This is a genomic window from Nocardioides salarius, assembly GCF_016907435.1.
Lineage (GTDB): Bacteria > Actinomycetota > Actinomycetes > Propionibacteriales > Nocardioidaceae > Nocardioides > Nocardioides salarius.
Window position 1 is genome coordinate 2,253,839 of sequence record NZ_JAFBBZ010000001.1, and the last position, 14,955, is coordinate 2,268,793.

Below are 14,955 nucleotides of genomic sequence, written 5' to 3' on the forward strand. Positions count from 1 at the left end.
CCCGGGAACGTCTCCTCCGGTCCAGTCAGCGCTGCCGGCCGGGTCGGCCCAGCAGCCCGAGCAGCACCTCGACCGGCCCGTCGCCCGGGCGGGCGGGCAGCGGGCCCGCGAAGAGCCCCTCGGTGCGCCCGGCCGCGACGGTGCGGCGCGCCACCGGCAGGAGCGCCTGGGCCAGGGCGGGCGGCAGCACCGTGGCGGCCGCCTCCTGCTGCGCGCTCGGCGCACCGAGGCTGCGCGCGACGTCCCAGCCGTGCACCGCGACCTCGAGCGCCGCGGTCGAGACGAGCAGGTCGGCCGCCAGCCCGGACGGGCCGTCGAGCCCGACGCGGTCGAGGTCCCGCTCGGCGGCCCCTGCCCACGCACCCAGCAGCGTGCCGACCCGCACCCGCAGCCGCCCGGCCGGGTCGTCGTACGCCGCAGCCGCGGGCGGGAGCGCCGGCACCAGCGGCAGCGCCCCCTGGCTGGCCTCGAGGTAGGCCCCCAGCGAGTCGTCCATGTGGCCCAGCAGGGTCGCCAGGTCCCAGGCGGCGCAGGGCGTGGCTCGCCCCAGGTCGCCGGGCTCGACCAGGCCCAGCACCGTGCGGGTGCCGACCAGGGAGCGCTCCAGCAGCCCGACCGCGTGGTCGAGCCGCCTGCTCATCCCGGAGCGCCGGGACGGGGGTCGGTGCCCTGCGGCACGTGGTCGGCCGGCAGGCTCGCGGGCAGGCCGAACGCGGTGAAGAGCCGGGGGTCGAAGAAGGCGTCGACCTGGCGGATCTCGGGTGCGTCAGGGGGTCCCGTCACGTCGAGGACGTGCAGCTGGAACGGGGTGAACTCGCCGCCCGGGCCGCGCATGTACATCCCGAACGCCGGCTGGCCGTTGGCGCGGGTGGCGATCATCGGCATGTCGCGGGTGCCGCCGGGGCACTCGTTGCCGATCAGCCAGGCGATGTTGGCCCGCCCGCGGAACCAGCTGGTGAAGGGCGGCATCTCCCAGACGGCCTCGGCGGTGAGCATGGAGACGATCTGGTCGACGTCCTTGCGCCAGAACGCGTCGACGTAGCGCTCGAGCAGGTGCTGCTGCTCGGGGGTGAGGTCGGGCTCGACGGTGTCCTGGGTCAGCGCCCGTGCGCTCATCTGGGCGTGCGCGCGCTGCAGCGCGGAGTTGACCGCCGCGCTCGTGGTCTCGAGGGCCTCGGCGACCTCGGCCGCGCTCCAGCGCAGCACGTCGCGCATGATCAGCACCGCCCGTTGGCGAGCGGGCAGGTGCTGCAGCGCTGCGACGAAGGCCAGCCGGATCGAGTCGCGCTCCTCCACCACCACCGCGGCGTCGGGCACCGGCTCGAGCCAGGCGATCTCGTGGTCCTGCTCGAGGGCGTCGCCGGCGGGCTGGTCGCTGGTGCCCAGGCCCGTCGGCAGCGGCCGCCGGGGCTGGCCCTCCAAGCTCGAGAGGCACACGTTGGTCGCGATGCGGTAGAGCCAGGTCCGCACCGACGAGCGGCCCTCGAAGGCCGCCGAGGCCTTCCAGGCGCGCAGGAACGTCTCCTGCACCAGGTCCTCGGCCTCGTGCACCGAGCCGCTCATCCGGTAGCAGTGCGCCAGCAGCTCGCGCGAGTAGCGCTGGGTCAGGGCCGGGAAGTCGCCCAGCTCGGCCTGCGCCGTGCTGGGTGCCGGGCTGGAGCCCGGGGTGGGTGCCGGGGTGGGTGCCGGGGTGGGGGTGGTGCGAGAGGTCATGCGCGGGGTCTCCGTCGCCGGTGCCGTCATCGGGTGTGCTCCTCACAGTGTGCGCTCACCGCTCCGACCCGGCCAGGCTCAGGAACTCATCGCTCGCCCCACCAGCGCGAGGGCCCGCTCGGCGAGCGGCTCGGCGAGCGCCCGGTCGGAGGCCACCAGTCCCACCCGCGTACGCCGGTCGAGGAGGTCGTCGACGTCGTGCGCGCCCTCGTGGGTCACCGCGAAGACGAGCTCGGCCAGCGTCACCGGCACCTGCGCGGCAGCAGGGGCCAGCAGCTCCTCGTCGGTGAGCGGCTCGCCGGCCCGGGCCGCGATCTCGCGGGCGGTGGCCAGCACCAGGGCGGCGTCGGTGCCGAAGCGGCGTACGAGCCGGGTGGGCTCCTCGAGGGCGTCGAGCACCGGGCGCGGCGCGGCGCCGAGCAGCGGCAGGGTCGCGGTCGTGCACGGCCCGGCGACCAGCCCGCCCGCCGCGACCGCGGCGTCGACGGCGTCCTGGGCCATCCGCCGGTAGGTGGTGAGCTTGCCGCCCACCACCGTGACCATGCCGCTGCGCCCGGTCAGCACCGCGTGCCGGCGCGACAGGTCGGCGGTCTGGCCGGACCCCTCGGACCCGTCAGGAGCCGTGACGTCGAGCAGCGGCCGCAGCCCGGCGTAGGCGCCCACGACGTCGTCGCGGCGCAGGGGGGTCGCGAAGGTCGCGGCGACCACGTCGAGCAGGAAGCCGATCTCGGGCTCGGTGGGCTGGGGCACGTCGGGCACCGGACCGGGCGCGGGCTCGTCGGTCAGCCCGACGTAGATCGTGCCGTCGGGCTGGGGCAGCACCATCACGAACCGGTTGGTCGAGCCGGGCACCGGGGCGAAGACGCTGGTGCGCAGCCCCGGCAGCCGGTCGCCGCGCAGCACCAGGTGGGTGCCGCGGCTGGGGCGCAGGGTCACCTCGTCGGCCAGGTCGCCGGCCCACACGCCGGCGGCGTTGACGACCGCACGTGCCCGCACCGTCGTCGTGCCGCCGGTGGTCTCGTCGCGCAGCGACACCTCGGTGCCGCTGGCCCGCAGCACCCGGGCGCGGGTGCGCACGTGGGCGCCGTACGACGCGGCGGTGCGCGCGATGGTGGTGACCAGGCGGGCGTCGTCCTCGAGCTGGCCGTCCCAGCCGAGCAGGCCGCCGACCAGCCCCGCGGGGCGCAGGCCGGGGGCCATCGCGAGGGTCTCGGTGCGCGAGAGCCGGCGCGGGCGAGGCAGGGTCTCGGCGCTGGTGCGCGCGCCGCGGCGCAGCAGGTCGCCGGCGGCCAGCCCGCTGCGCGAGAGCAGCCGCTGCAGGGGAGCGGTGCCGGAGGTGATCGGGATCAGCATCGGCATCGCGCGGGTCAGGTGGGGCGCGGTGGTCTGCATCAGGATGCCGCGCTCGACGGCGCTCTCGTGGGCGACGCCGACCTGTCCCTGGGCCAGGTAGCGCAGCCCGCCGTGCACCATCTTCGAGCTCCAGCGCGAGGTGCCGAAGGCGAGGTCGTGGGCGTCGACGGCCAGCACCGACAGTCCGCGGGTGACCGCGTCGAGGGCGACGCCCACGCCGGTGACGCCGAGGCCGACGACCACGAGGTCGACGTCGACGGGCGCCTCGGCCAGGCCGGCGCGGATGCGGGTCCCGAGGTGGGTCTCGGCGCTCACGGGCGCAGCGCCCGGGCCAGCAGGTGGCGCAGCTCGGCGTCGAGGTCGGCGGCCGACACGTCGTCGTCGACCATCGTGTGGACCGAGAGCACGAAGCCGTGGGCGGCCAGCACCAGGCCGCGCGCGATCGCCAGCGGCGAGCCGGCGCGCACCTCGCCGGCGGCCTGGCCGCGGGCCAGCTCGTCGGTGAGCAGGGTGGCGATCAGCTCCTGCGAGCGGCCGCGGCGGTGCAGCAGGTAGGGCAGCACCAGCTCGGGGTCGAGCTCGACGATGCGCACGAAGAGCTCGTTGCGGCGCAGCGCGTCGACGGTGCGTGCGACCTCGTCGACGATCCGCTCGACCGTGTCGCCAGGTCCCTCGTCGGCGACGGTGCGCGCGACCAGCCCCGACCACTCGCGGGTCATCAGGTCGCCGAGCAGGGTCGGCATGTCGGCCCAGGAGCGGTAGATCGTCATCCGCGAGACGCCGGCGCGGCGCGCGACCTCGGTGAGCGTCGTACGCCGCCAGCCGACGTCGAGGATGCACTCGCGGGCCGCGTCGAGGTAGGCGTCGCGTGGGTCCTGCGGCGCATCGTTGTGACACAGTGACGTCATGTGTCACACTGTAACACGTGACCCACGACACCGCTGCTCCCCACGGCTCCCCGTCCACCGGTGCGCACCCGCGCGAGATGCACCCGCAGCGCTGGGGCGACCCGGCCGCCGCGACCGCGCTCCCCGAGGCCGCCCGCGGGCTCGTCGAGCTCGCCTTCGGCCTGCACGAGACGCCCGCCGCCGCCGAGGTCGAGCTGCCCCCGGTGGGCCTCGGCGACGACGTGCTGGCGGCGCTGGCCGACGTGGTCGGGCCCGACCACGTGCACGTCGACGACGCCTCGCGCCGGCTGCGCACCCGGGGCAAGTCGACCCCCGACCTGCTGCGCGCCCGCGCCGGCGACCTGGCCGACGCCCCCGACGCGGTGGTGCGCCCGGGCAGCCACGACGAGGTCGCGGGCGTCCTCGCCCTCGCCGTCGAGCACCACCTGGCGGTCGTTCCCTTCGGCGGCGGCACCTGCGTCACCGGTGGCCTGGCCGCGCGTCGTGACGGCTTCGCCGGCCTGGTCTCGCTCGACCTGGTCCGCCTCGACGCGCTGCTCGAGGTCGACGAGGTCTCGATGACCGCCACCCTCGAGCCCGGCCTGCGCGGCCCCGAGGCCGAGGCGCTGCTCGCCGAGCACGGGCTCTGCCTGGGCCACTACCCGCAGTCCTTCGAGCACGCCTCGATCGGCGGCTTCGCCGCGACCCGTTCCTCGGGCCAGTCGAGCGCCGGCTACGGCCGCTTCGACCAGATGGTCGTCGGCCTGCGGGTGGCCACCCCGCGCGGGGAGTGGCGGCTCGGCTCGTCGCCCGCCAACGCCGCCGGCCCCGACCTGCGCCAGCTGGTGCTGGGCTCCGAGGGCGCCTTCGGCGTGATCACCGCGGTCACCGTGCGGGTGCGCCGGCTGCCCGAGGTGAAGGTCTACGAGGGCTGGCGCTGGGGCTCCTTCGTCGAGGGCGCCGCCGCGATGCGCACGCTGGCCCAGTCGGGCACGCTGCCCACGGTGCTGCGGCTCTCCGACGAGGCCGAGACCGGGCTCAACCTGGCTCGCCCCGACGCCATCGGCGAGGAGTCCACCGGCTGCCTGATGATCGTGGGCCACGAGGGCACGCCCGCCCAGGTCGAGTCCCGCCGCGCCGCCGTCACCGAGGTGCTCACCGGCCTCGGCGGCACCCCGCTGGGCGAGGAGCCGGGCGCGTCGTGGGCCCACGGCCGCTTCCACGCGCCGTACCTGCGCGACTCGATGCTCGACGTGGGCGTGCTGGTCGAGACCCTCGAGACCGCCACCTTCTGGTCGAAGGTCGACGCGCTGTACGCCGACGTGCGCGGCGCCCTGGAGCGCGAGCTCGGCGTCGAGGGCGGCTCGGCGATCGTGCTGTGCCACATCTCCCACGTCTACGAGACCGGCTGCTCGCTCTACTTCACCGTGGCGACCAGCGCGGGTGAGGCGCCGATCGAGCGCTGGGGCCGGGCCAAGGCCGCCGCCAACGACGCGATCGTCGCCGACGGCGCCACCATCAGCCACCACCACGCCGTCGGCACCGACCACCGGCCGTGGCTGGGCGCCGAGATCGGCGACCTGGGTGCCTCGGTGCTACGCGCGGTCAAGGCCGACCTCGACCCCACCGGCGTGCTCAACCCCGGGGTGCTGGTCCCGTGAGCGCCCCCGATCGCACCTTCACGTTCCTGGTCAACCCCGCCTCCGGAGGTGGCGCGGCGCCCGAGGCCGTGGTGCCGGTCGCGCGGCTGCTGCGCGAGGCGGGCGCCTCGGTCGAGGTGACCTACTCGCCGGGCCCGCGGGCCACCGACGACCTCGTGCGGGCCGCCGTCGGGCGCGGCGACGTCGTGGTCTCGGTCGGCGGCGACGGCATGCTCTCCCACCTCGCCGGCGCGGTCTCGACCGCCGGTGGCGTCCTGGGGGTGCTGCCGGCCGGCCGCGGCAACGACTTCGCGCGGATGCTGGGGCTGGCCTCCGAGCCGGCCGCGGTCGCCGAGCACCTGCTGCACGCGCCGGTGCGCGAGGTCGACCTGCTGGCCTGGACCCTCCCCGGCGGGCCGAGCCGGCTGGTGGCCGGGTCCGTCTACTCCGGCATCGACGCCCGTGCCGCGGCGATGGTCGACCGGATGCGCTGGACCCCGCAGAAGCTGCAGTACCCGCTGGCCGCGGTCCGCGCGATCGCGACGTACCGGCCTGGCCGGTTCCGGGTGGCGGTCGACGGCGACGCGCGCCAGTACGCCGCCGGGCTGGTCGTGGTGGCCGGCTCCGCCTACTACGGCAAGGGCATGAAGGTCGCCCCCGGCGCGGTCGTCGACGACGCCCTGCTCGACGTCGTGGTGGTCGAGGCCGCCTCGCGGACCGCGCTGGTGCGCTCGTTCCCCAAGATCTACGACGGCTCCCACGTCGACCTGCCCCAGGTCACGGTGCTGCGCGGCGCCCGCGTCGAGCTCAACGCCGACGGCCGCACCCCGCTCCCGGTGGGCGGCGACGGCGAGCCGCTCGGCGAGCTGCCGGGCCTCGGCCGGGCGCCCGCCGTGGTGGAGGTGCGCCCCGGCGCGCTGCGGGTGATCGGCTGACAGCGCTTTGCAGAGGGGCACGCGTGTGCCCCTCTGCAAAGGCGCGGGTCACCCCTCGCCAGTGAGGGTGCGGGCCAGCCGCTGTGCAGCGCGGCGTACGACGTCGGCGTCGTCGGGGTCGTCGCCGCCGGCGGCCCGCTCGGGCACCAGGCCCGCGGCCAGGGCGGCGGGCCGGGTCAGCCAGGCCCAGGCCCGCCAGCCGTCCATGCCGGCGCCGAGCAGCGGCTCGAGGAGGGGGGCGAGCTCGGGCCGCGGCTCGCCGGCGGCGTCGAGCTGGAAGGCGGGCACCATCGCGCCGGTCGGGCCGGTGACGACGAGCAGCCGGTGCTGCCCGGCCGCCTTGTGCACCGCGAAGCGGGTGCGCTCGGCCGTCGAGCCCCGCAGCCGGGCCAGCGACTCGTAGGTGTGCCAGGGGCTGGTCAGCAGCTCGTCGTGCACCCGCGCCTGCTGGGCGATCTGCAGCAGCGGCACGGGCACGGCGTGACCGGGGTCGCTGCCCTCCTGGTGCAGCACCGCGTCGAGCTCGGCGACCTGGTCGTCGCTCAGCTCGGCGCCGGTGCCCGGGTCGGTCCACACCGCGCGGCCCGCGGCGTCGCGCGTCATCGTCGGCAGGCCGGCCTCGCCGAGGTGGTCGACCAGGCCGAGCTGCTCGAGCCAGGCCGCCAGCCGCTCACGGGTGCCGTCGGGTTCCATGGGTCCAGCCTGCCGCAGCGCCCGCGGTCGGGGCGCGGCGGGCGGCGCGGCCCTCGTCACTACAGTGGCCGGTGTGAGCGAGCCCGCGCAGACCTCCGGGCGTCCGCAGACCCGGCCGGGCCGGTTGGCGCGGCGGGGCGGCTGGACCATCGCGATCGCCACGGCGGCCTCGCTGCTGCTGGTGCGGCTCACCGGCGACCTGGCGGCACCGGGCATGGTGCTCGTCGCCGGGCTGGTGTGGGGCGGCTTCCTGCTGCTCGTGGCCCTGGCCACCCACCTCGGCGGGCTCGGCGAGGAGGACCTGCGCCAGGAGCGTCGACCGGGGCAGAGCGGCCCCGGGCCCCTCGGCCCGGGCCCCCTCGGCTGAGCGTGGTCCAGACCTCGTCGCGCCCGGGGTGACCCGGCGGGCACCGGCTCGTTGGTCAGCTCGAACCCAGGGGGCGGCCGCTGCCCTCCCGGGCGCCGACACGCCGTGACCCCGTCGACCGAGGACCGACGGGGTCGCGGCGCGTCACCGGCAAGGGGTCTAGACCGTCGACGGGCCGCGAGTCACTCCTCGGGTGGACGTGCGTTGGACCTGTACCTGGTCCCCCACCGGAAGCGAGCCCCGCCATGTCCCCCCTGTCCTCCCGAAGGTCGCGCACCCGGTCCACAGCGGTCGCCACCGCCGTGGGCACCGCGCTCGTCGGTCTCCCCGTGCTGGCGGTGGTCTCCGCCGTCGGCGGACCCGCCGGCCCGGCCCAGGCGCAGAGCGCCTGCTCCTTCGACGCGCGCTTCACCGACCCCGCCGGCGACGTCAACGACCTGCTGATCCTGCCGGTGGATCCGGCTCTCGACCCCGACGGCCTCGACCTGCGCGAGGCGTGGGTGAGCACCAACGCCACCGACGACGCGATCACCTTCCACATCAAGGTCACCGACCTGTCGGTGCTCAGCGGAGGCCTGCGGGGCACCAGCGAGCTCTTCCGCTGGGCGTTCGTCCTGGGTGGCCAGGACTACGTCGTCGAGGCCGACCGGCCGCTGCTGCAGCCGGAGGTGCCGATCGAGGCGCCCGGCACCTACACGCTGACCGACGGGTCGGGCACGACGCTCAAGACGGGCCTGGCCGGCAGCTTCGACCCGGCCCTCGACCTGGTCACGGTGACACTCGCCGCGAGCGACCTGACGACGGCCAGCCCGGCCCAGGACGCGTTCGTGGTCGGCGACGTGCTGAGCGGCTTCTCGATCACCTCTCTGCGCTCCCTGCTCATCACCGACGACGTGGCCGACCGCGCGACCAGCCCGTGCACCTACCGGATCGGCGACAAGACGCCCTCGCCCGACCCGACCGCCACGGTGACCGCCACCGCGACCACCACCGCCACCACGACGGCCACGGCGACGGCCACGGCGACGACCACCGTCACCAGCCAGCCCACCGCCACCGCGACCACCACGGTGACCAGCCAACCGACCGCCACGGCCACGGCCACCACGACGGCGACCACGACGGCCACCGCGACGGCCACCGCGACCGCCACGGAGACGGTCACCACCGGACCGGGCAACCGGGTGCCGCAGGTCAAGCGGATCGCCGCCAAGCCGTTGCAGGGCCAGGGCAAGGCCCGTGTCAAGTCGCCGATCCGGTTCCGCGTCAAGGCGACCGACCCCGACGGTGACCCGCTCACCTACCGCTGGGACTTCGGCGACGGCAACAAGGGCCGAGGCATCCGGGCGATCAACCGCTACGACTTCCGCGGCCAGTACCGGATCATCCTCAAGGTCAACGACGGCACCGAGACCGTCAAGACGCGCTTCATGATCAAGATCGGCAAGCCGAAGAAGCGCTGAGCGCTACCCCTCGAGCCGGTCCTCCGGGCTCAGGACGTGAAGGTCCACACCAGCAGCTGGGTGTCGACCGCCGCGACCACCGGGTGGGCCGGCTCGTCGGTGGCGCAGATCGAGTCGCCGACCGCCAGCGGCTCGGCGAGCGAGAAGCGCAGCAGCGCGCCCCGCACCACGTAGACGTGCACCCGTGGCGCGACGGGCAGCTCGAGGGTGTCGCCGCCCCGCAGCTGCGCCACCGCCAGGCTCGCCCCGTCGACGCCGACGCCCAGGGGCGCGGGCACCAGCCCGCGCGCACCCGGGTCGACCGCCGCGACGGCGTACGACGGGTCGGTGCCGGTGGCGTCGGGGCGCAGCCAGGTCTGCACCCACCGGGTCGGGCCGGCCCCCTCGACGGCGGTCTCGGAGTGACGCACCCCGCTGCCTGCCGAGAGCACCGCCAGCGAGCCGGCGGGCACCACCTCCTCGCGCCCCGCGTCGTCGACGTGGCGCACCGCGCCCGAGACCACCCAGGTGACGATCTCGAGGTCGCTGTGGGCGTGCTCCTCGAAGCCCTGCCCGCCGCGCACGACGTGGTCGTCGTGGCAGACCATCGGCCCGAACGAGAGCCGCTCGGGGTCGTAGTGCTCGCCGAACGAGAAGGCGTGCCGGGTCAGTCGCCCGGGCACCCGGGTCAAGAAGCGGGTGTTCCCCCGACGGATCTCCACGGTCACGGCATCATTGTGCCGGTGCGAGCCTCCTTTCCCGAGCTGCCGCCGGGTTTCCGGCTCGGCACCGCCACGTCGGCCTTCCAGAGCGAGGGCAGCACCGACGTCGACGGCCGGGGTCCCTCGATCTGGGACACCTTCTCGAAGCTGCCGGGCGCCGTCCTCGACGGCACCACCGGTGAGCCGGCCTGCGACTCCTACCGCCGCTACCGCGACGACGTCGCGCTGATGGCCCGTCTGGGGGTCGGGGGCCACCGCTTCTCGGTCTCGTGGTCGCGGGTGCTGCCCACCGGGCGCGGGGCGGTCAACGCCGCCGGCCTCGACTTCTATGACCGGCTCGTCGACGAGATGCTCGCCCAGGGCGTCGCCCCGATGGCCGCGCTCTACCACTGGGACCTGCCGCAGGCCCTCGAGGACGAGGGCGGGTGGCTCAACCGCGAGACCGTCGAGGCGTTCGCCGAGTACGCCGCCGTGGTCGGCGGGCGCCTCGCCGACCGGGTCGAGCACTGGATCCCCGTGGTCGAGCCCAACGTCGCCACGATCATGGGCCACGCCACCGGCATGCACGCCCCGGGCCGCGAGATGGGCTTCGACTCGCTCCCGGTCGCCCACCACCTGCTGCTGGCCCACGGCCGTGCGGTGGTCGAGCTGCGTGCCGCCGGGGCCTCCTCGGTCGGCTGCGCCAACAACCACGCCCCGATGTGGCCGGTCAGCGAGGACCCCGCCGACGTGGGTGCCACCAAGCTCTTCGACGCCCTGTGGAACGGGTTGTTCCTGGAGCCGATGCTGCTGGGGCGCTACCCCGTCGACCTGGCGCCGCTGGTCGAGGAGGCAGTGCGTCCCGGCGACCTGGCCACGATCCGCCAGCCGCTCGACTTCTACGGGGTCAACTACTACAGCCCGATCAAGATCGGAGCGGCGCCCGAGGACTCCCCGATCCCCTTCGAGGTGTGCGAGCTGGTCGGCTACCCGGTCACCGACATCGGGTGGCCGGTGGTGCCCGACTCGCTGCGCGAGTGGCTGATCACCCTGCGCGCCCGCTACCGCGCGGCGCTGCCGCCGGTGGTCGTCACCGAGTCGGGGGCGGCGTACTCGACGGGGCCCGACGGGTCGGGGGTGGTCGACGACCAGGAGCGCATCGCCTACCTCGACGCCCACCTGCGCGCCGTCGCCGCGGCCTGCCAGCGCGGGGTCGACGTGCGCGGCTACTACGTGTGGTCGCTGCTCGACAGCTTCGAGTGGGTGCACGGCCTCGAGCAGCGCTACGGGCTGGTCCACGTCGACCACCAGACGCAGGCGCGCACCCCCAAGGCGTCGTTCGAGTGGTACGCCGCGGTGATCGCCGCCCAGACCCGGTCGGTCGGCTGAGCGGCCCGACGTCGTTAGTCTGAGGTCCATGGTCGACGCGCCCACCCCCTCGGAGTCCCCTGCCCAGCTCGTCGACCCGGCCCCGCCACAGCGCCGTGTCGTCTTCGTGGTCGGGTCGGGACGCAGCGGCACCAGCACCATGGCCGGGGCGCTGCAGACCCTCGGCATGACGGTGCCGGCGCCCGAGGTGGCCGCCGACGACACCAACCCCAAGGGGTTCGCGGAGTCGCAGTGGGTCGTCGACCTGCACGACGAGCTGCTCGAGCGCACCAACGTCTCGATGGCTGACGCGCGGCCCTCGGCGTGGTTCGACACCGGTCGGCTCAACAACTTCGAGCCGCTGCGCACCCGGCTGCACACCTGGCTCGAGGAGCAGCTGGTCGCCGGCGGACCCGAGCTGGTCGTCAAGGACCCGCGCCTGGCCTGGTTCCTGGGCCTGTGGCGCTCCGCGGCGATGCGCAGCGAGGCGGAGGCCGGCTACGTGACGATGCTGCGCCCGGTCACCGAGGTGGTCGGCTCCAAGCAGCGCGTCTACGACGCCCGCACCAGTGAGGTGCACCGCACCGCCGCCTGGGTCAACATGATGCTCCACGTCGAGCGCAGCACCCGCGGCTCGTCCCGCGCCTTCGTGCGCTACCACGACATGCTCGACGACTGGACCGTGCCGGTCTTCGGGCTGGGCCAGCGCTTCGACCTCGACGCCGTGAAGTCGGCCTCGGCCAACGACATCCGCCAGGTCCACCAGTTCGTCGACCCCTCCCTGCGGCGCGTGGCGCTGACCTGGGCCGACGTCGACGTGCCGCGCCGGCTGCGCGACATCGCCCAGGAGACCTGGGAGGCCCTCGACAAGCTGCCCGACGAGGGCGGCGACACCCCCGAGGTGCAGGCCACCCTCGACGAGCTGCGCGCGGCGTACGCCGAGATGTACGACGAGGCGCAGGCGCTGACCCGCTCGACGGCCGACGCGGCCCGCCGCGAGGGGGCCCGCACCCAGTCGGCGCCGCCGAGCGCCGTCGACCGGGTGCCGCACTCGGTGCGCGCGATGGTGCCGCCCTCGGTGCGCCGCGGGCTGCGCAAGGCCGCCGGGCGGGAGCGCGGATGAGCCCGGTGCGCGGGGCCGACATCGCCTGCCTCGAGGGCGAGAGCGCCTACGACGTGCGCTGGCCCTGGAAGGACGGTGCGCTGCGGCCCGGGCTGACCTGCGTGTTCCGGCTCAAGAACGAGGCGCACAACCTGCCGTGGGTGCTGCCGCCGATGCTCGAGGCGGTCCAGCACGTCGTCATCGTCGACAACCTCTCCGACGACGGCACCCCCGAGGTGGCCCAGCGGGTCGCCGAGGAGTGCGGGGCGGGGGAGCGGATCACCGTGACGTCGTACCCCTTCCAGGTCTCGCGCGCCGGCAGCGAGCACCTGGCCACCCGGCCCGACTCGGTGCACTCCCTGACGCACTTCTACAACTGGTCGTTCTCCCACGTGCGCACCGCCTACTCGATGAAGTGGGACGGCGACATGGTGCTGACCCGCGAGGGCGTGAGCATCCTGCGCGACCTGTCGTGGCAGCTCGAGGACTCCAACGCCGTCGTCGCCGTGCCGCGCCACCCGCTCTCGGTGGAGAGCGAGCAGGTCGCCTGGCTCGACCTCGGCTTCCGCTTCCTCGAGCCGTGGATCTACCCGATGGGCCCGGAGTTCACCTTCGTGAAGGCCTTCGAGTGGGAGGTGCGCGAGTTCCCCGAGTCGACCACCCGCATCGTGGCCCCCGAGGGGCTGTGCGTGGAGCTGAAGTGGCTCGACCGCGACGAGTTCGCGCACTGGAGCGACATGGACTTCGACACCTCCCGCGCCCCCCGCAAGCGCCGCGAGTGGCAGGTCTACTCCGCGCTGCGCGACGGCCTGGGCCACGAGGTGCCCGGCCTGCACCGCATCGAGTCGCCCCCCGGCGTCCACGTCGTCGACCACGTCACCCGCACCTGGCTGCCCCGCGCCGAGCGCCCCCTCGTCCGCCGCAAGGGCCGCCTCGAGGTCTGACGCCGTCGTTGGTTGAGCAGCGAGGCGCCGTCGTGGGTTGAGCAGCGAGGGCCGGAGGCTCGAGCGTCGCCGAAACCGCGTGACCCCATGGCGTACGGCGAGCGGGCGCGGGAGGCGCAGTGGTCACGAACGACAGTTCCGGGCCGGCCGGGACCGTCGGGAGTGACCACTCCTCCCTGCTCGACCAGCGTCAGGTGAGGGCGGCGGCGAGGCGCTCCACGACCTGCACCAGCCGCTTCTCGGAGGTGGCGATGTTGAGGCGCACGTGGCCCTCGAGGCCCGGCTGGTAGTCGTGGCCGGGGGCCAGGCGCACGCCGTGCTCGAGCGCGGCGGCCGCCGGGTCGGCGACGCCGTACGCACGCAGGTCGAGCCAGGCCAGGTAGGTCGCCTCGAGCGGGCACAGCCGTGCCTGGGGCAGGTGCTCGGCGACGAGCTCGCCCAGGTCCTCGGCGTTGACCCGCAGCCGCGAGCGCAGGGCGTGCAGCCACAGGTCGCTGTCGCGCCAGGCGGCGGAGCCGGCGACCATGCCGAGCCCGGAGTGGCCGTGGTTGGCGGGGACGGGCACCGAGCGCAGCCGGCGGGTCTCGTCGGGGTCCATCAGCACGATCTGCGCGGCGTGCAGCCCGGGCGTGCCGAAGGCCTTGGAGTGGCTGGTGACCAGCACCGCCTCGGGGTCGACGCTGAGGTAGGGCACGAACCGCTCCTGCCCGGGCAGCACCAGCGGCGCGTGGATCTCGTCGACCAGCACCCGGGCGCCGTGGGCGCGCACGAGCTCGCGCAGCGCCTCGAGCTCGGCGCGGTGCGCGACCCGGCCCAGCGGGTTGTGCGGGTGGCAGAGGAGCACGGTGCGGGCGCCGGCCTCGAGGTGCCGCTCGACGGCGGCCAGGTCGAGGGCCGCCGCGGCGCGGTCGTCGTGGTCGTGGTCGGGGTCGAGGCCGACGTATGCCGCCTCGCGCCCGGCCAGGGCGACCACCTCGCGGAACGGCGGGTAGCAGGGCAGCGGCACCACGACCGGGCCCGGCGGGCAGAGCTCGTCGAGGGCCAGGCGCAGCCCGGCGACCACGTCGCCGACGGGGGTGGAGGAGTCGAGCGGCACGTCCCAGCCCCAGTGCCGCTCGGCGAAGCCGCGGAACGCGGCGTCGAGGTCGGCGGGCTGGGCGGTGCCGGGGAACGCCGAGTAGCCGAGCATCCCGCGACCGACAGCGGCGGTCAGGGCCGCGGTCACCGCCGGCGGCGGCGCGAAGTCCATCTCGGCCACCCAGGCCGGGATGGTGCCCTCGGGCACCGCGCCCCACTTCAGCGGCAGCGCCGCGCGGGCCTCGGAGTCGGTGAGGTCGCGCAGCATCCTCAGGCCCCGCCCTGCAGGGCCCGGCCGGTGGCGCCGATGGCGTCGGGGTCGCCCGGCGTGGGGGTCCACGGCAGCGACAGCCCGTCTCGCGCAGGGTCGTCGCCGTAGCGCGGCACCACGTGCAGGTGGAAGTGGAAGACGCTCTGCCAGGCGGCCTCGCCCGTGCAGTTGAGCAGGTTGACCCCGTCGGCCCCCAGCACCTCGAGCTGGCGCCTGGCCAGCCGTTGGGCGGTGAGTGCGCAGGCCGCCAGGTCGTCGGGCGTGATGTCGGTCAGGTCGACCGCGTGCGCACGCGGCACCACGAGCAGGTGCCCGACGGTGGCGGGGTTGATGTCCATGAAGGACACCGTCCGCTCGTCCTCGTCGACCCTGGTGGAGGGGATGGTGCCTGCCACGATCGCGCAGAACAGGCAGCTGTCGTCTCGGTTGACCTCGCCCGGCATGCCCCGACCCTAGCCAGCC

General features: G+C 75.1%; 15 protein-coding genes. 7 read left to right on the top strand and 8 right to left on the bottom strand.

Going from position 1 to position 14,955, the window contains the following annotated elements:
* Positions 1–25 precede the first annotated feature (25 nt).
* The 4 genes from JOE61_RS10810 to JOE61_RS10825 all read right to left on the bottom strand — a co-directional run bounded on the left by JOE61_RS10810 (position 26) and on the right by JOE61_RS10825 (position 3,974).
* Positions 26–640 (bottom strand): maleylpyruvate isomerase N-terminal domain-containing protein, encoded by a 615-nt coding sequence (locus JOE61_RS10810; RefSeq protein WP_193669458.1) that lies wholly within the window; start codon positions 638–640, stop codon positions 26–28.
* On the bottom strand, positions 637–1,713 hold the full coding sequence (locus JOE61_RS10815) for a sigma-70 family RNA polymerase sigma factor (protein WP_193669459.1): 1,077 nt from the start codon (positions 1,711–1,713) through the stop codon (positions 637–639). The genes JOE61_RS10810 and JOE61_RS10815 overlap by 4 nt, the downstream gene beginning before the upstream one ends.
* 78 nt (positions 1,714–1,791) lie before the next feature.
* Positions 1,792–3,381, bottom strand: a complete 1,590-nt coding sequence (locus JOE61_RS10820; RefSeq protein ID WP_193669460.1) for a glycerol-3-phosphate dehydrogenase/oxidase — start codon at positions 3,379–3,381, stop codon at positions 1,792–1,794.
* On the bottom strand, positions 3,378–3,974 hold the full coding sequence (locus JOE61_RS10825; protein WP_193669461.1) for a TetR/AcrR family transcriptional regulator: 597 nt from the start codon (positions 3,972–3,974) through the stop codon (positions 3,378–3,380). Before JOE61_RS10825 ends, JOE61_RS10820 begins: the two co-directional genes overlap by 4 nt.
* A 17-nt stretch (positions 3,975–3,991) precedes the next feature.
* Here JOE61_RS10825 and JOE61_RS10830 point away from each other — a divergent pair, with 17 nt between their 5' ends.
* A complete protein-coding gene (locus tag JOE61_RS10830) occupies positions 3,992–5,614 on the top strand; it encodes an FAD-binding oxidoreductase (RefSeq protein WP_307822938.1) in 1,623 nt (540 codons plus the stop codon).
* Positions 5,611–6,528, top strand: coding sequence for a diacylglycerol/lipid kinase family protein (locus JOE61_RS10835; RefSeq protein WP_193669462.1), 918 nt, complete (start codon positions 5,611–5,613; stop codon positions 6,526–6,528). The genes JOE61_RS10830 and JOE61_RS10835 overlap by 4 nt, the downstream gene beginning before the upstream one ends.
* Positions 6,529–6,576: 48 nt before the next feature.
* Here the strand turns inward: JOE61_RS10835 and JOE61_RS10840 are convergent, their stop codons facing one another.
* Positions 6,577–7,221: a hypothetical protein gene (locus tag JOE61_RS10840; RefSeq protein WP_193669463.1), complete on the bottom strand. Its 645-nt coding sequence runs from the start codon at positions 7,219–7,221 to the stop codon at positions 6,577–6,579.
* 73 nt (positions 7,222–7,294) lie between these two features.
* Between JOE61_RS10840 and JOE61_RS10845 the strand changes: the two genes are divergently transcribed.
* Both JOE61_RS10845 and JOE61_RS10850 read left to right on the top strand, forming a co-directional pair.
* Positions 7,295–7,588, top strand: a complete 294-nt coding sequence (locus tag JOE61_RS10845; protein WP_193669464.1) for a hypothetical protein — start codon at positions 7,295–7,297, stop codon at positions 7,586–7,588.
* 245 nt (positions 7,589–7,833) lie between these two features.
* Positions 7,834–9,051, top strand: a complete 1,218-nt coding sequence (locus JOE61_RS10850) for a PKD domain-containing protein (RefSeq protein ID WP_193669465.1) — start codon at positions 7,834–7,836, stop codon at positions 9,049–9,051.
* A gap of 29 nt (positions 9,052–9,080) precedes the next feature.
* On the opposite strand, the gene JOE61_RS10855 is transcribed toward JOE61_RS10850, so the two are convergent.
* Positions 9,081–9,758: a pirin family protein gene (locus JOE61_RS10855; protein WP_193669466.1), complete on the bottom strand. Its 678-nt coding sequence runs from the start codon at positions 9,756–9,758 to the stop codon at positions 9,081–9,083.
* 15 nt (positions 9,759–9,773) lie between these two features.
* Between JOE61_RS10855 and JOE61_RS10860 the strand changes: the two genes are divergently transcribed.
* Genes JOE61_RS10860 through JOE61_RS10870 form a run of 3 tightly spaced genes read left to right on the top strand, consistent with a single transcriptional unit; the run spans position 9,774 to position 13,145 of the window.
* The gene (locus JOE61_RS10860) at positions 9,774–11,120 is read left to right on the top strand and encodes a GH1 family beta-glucosidase (RefSeq protein ID WP_193669467.1); all 1,347 of its coding nucleotides are present in this window, start codon (positions 9,774–9,776) and stop codon (positions 11,118–11,120) included.
* A gap of 28 nt (positions 11,121–11,148) precedes the next feature.
* Positions 11,149–12,222: a sulfotransferase family protein gene (locus tag JOE61_RS10865; RefSeq protein WP_193669468.1), complete on the top strand. Its 1,074-nt coding sequence runs from the start codon at positions 11,149–11,151 to the stop codon at positions 12,220–12,222.
* On the top strand, positions 12,219–13,145 hold the full coding sequence (locus tag JOE61_RS10870) for a hypothetical protein (RefSeq protein WP_193669469.1): 927 nt from the start codon (positions 12,219–12,221) through the stop codon (positions 13,143–13,145). Before JOE61_RS10865 ends, JOE61_RS10870 begins: the two co-directional genes overlap by 4 nt.
* Positions 13,146–13,335: 190 nt before the next feature.
* Here the strand turns inward: JOE61_RS10870 and JOE61_RS10875 are convergent, their stop codons facing one another.
* Both JOE61_RS10875 and JOE61_RS10880 read right to left on the bottom strand, forming a co-directional pair.
* Positions 13,336–14,490, bottom strand: a complete 1,155-nt coding sequence (locus tag JOE61_RS10875) for an aminotransferase class I/II-fold pyridoxal phosphate-dependent enzyme (RefSeq protein WP_193669470.1) — start codon at positions 14,488–14,490, stop codon at positions 13,336–13,338.
* 2 nt (positions 14,491–14,492) lie between these two features.
* Complete coding sequence (locus tag JOE61_RS10880; protein WP_193669471.1) at positions 14,493–14,936, bottom strand: HIT family protein; 444 nt, start codon at positions 14,934–14,936, stop codon at positions 14,493–14,495.
* Between the last annotated feature and the right edge of the window lie 19 nt (positions 14,937–14,955).

Bases quoted from the DNA above. Each gene is read 5' to 3' on its own strand.
- JOE61_RS10810 (WP_193669458.1), bottom strand. From the start codon at position 640: ATGAGCAGGCGGCTCGACCACGCGGTCGGGCTGCTGGAGCGCTCCCTG.
- JOE61_RS10815 (WP_193669459.1), bottom strand. From the start codon at position 1,713: ATGACCTCTCGCACCACCCCCACCCCGGCACCCACCCCGGCACCCACC.
- JOE61_RS10825 (WP_193669461.1), bottom strand. From the start codon at position 3,974: ATGACGTCACTGTGTCACAACGATGCGCCGCAGGACCCACGCGACGCC.
- JOE61_RS10840 (WP_193669463.1), bottom strand. From the start codon at position 7,221: ATGGAACCCGACGGCACCCGTGAGCGGCTGGCGGCCTGGCTCGAGCAG.
- JOE61_RS10850 (WP_193669465.1), top strand. From the start codon at position 7,834: ATGTCCCCCCTGTCCTCCCGAAGGTCGCGCACCCGGTCCACAGCGGTC.
- JOE61_RS10865 (WP_193669468.1), top strand. From the start codon at position 11,149: ATGGTCGACGCGCCCACCCCCTCGGAGTCCCCTGCCCAGCTCGTCGAC.
- JOE61_RS10870 (WP_193669469.1), top strand. From the start codon at position 12,219: ATGAGCCCGGTGCGCGGGGCCGACATCGCCTGCCTCGAGGGCGAGAGC.
- JOE61_RS10875 (WP_193669470.1), bottom strand. From the start codon at position 14,490: ATGCTGCGCGACCTCACCGACTCCGAGGCCCGCGCGGCGCTGCCGCTG.
- JOE61_RS10880 (WP_193669471.1), bottom strand. From the start codon at position 14,936: ATGCCGGGCGAGGTCAACCGAGACGACAGCTGCCTGTTCTGCGCGATC.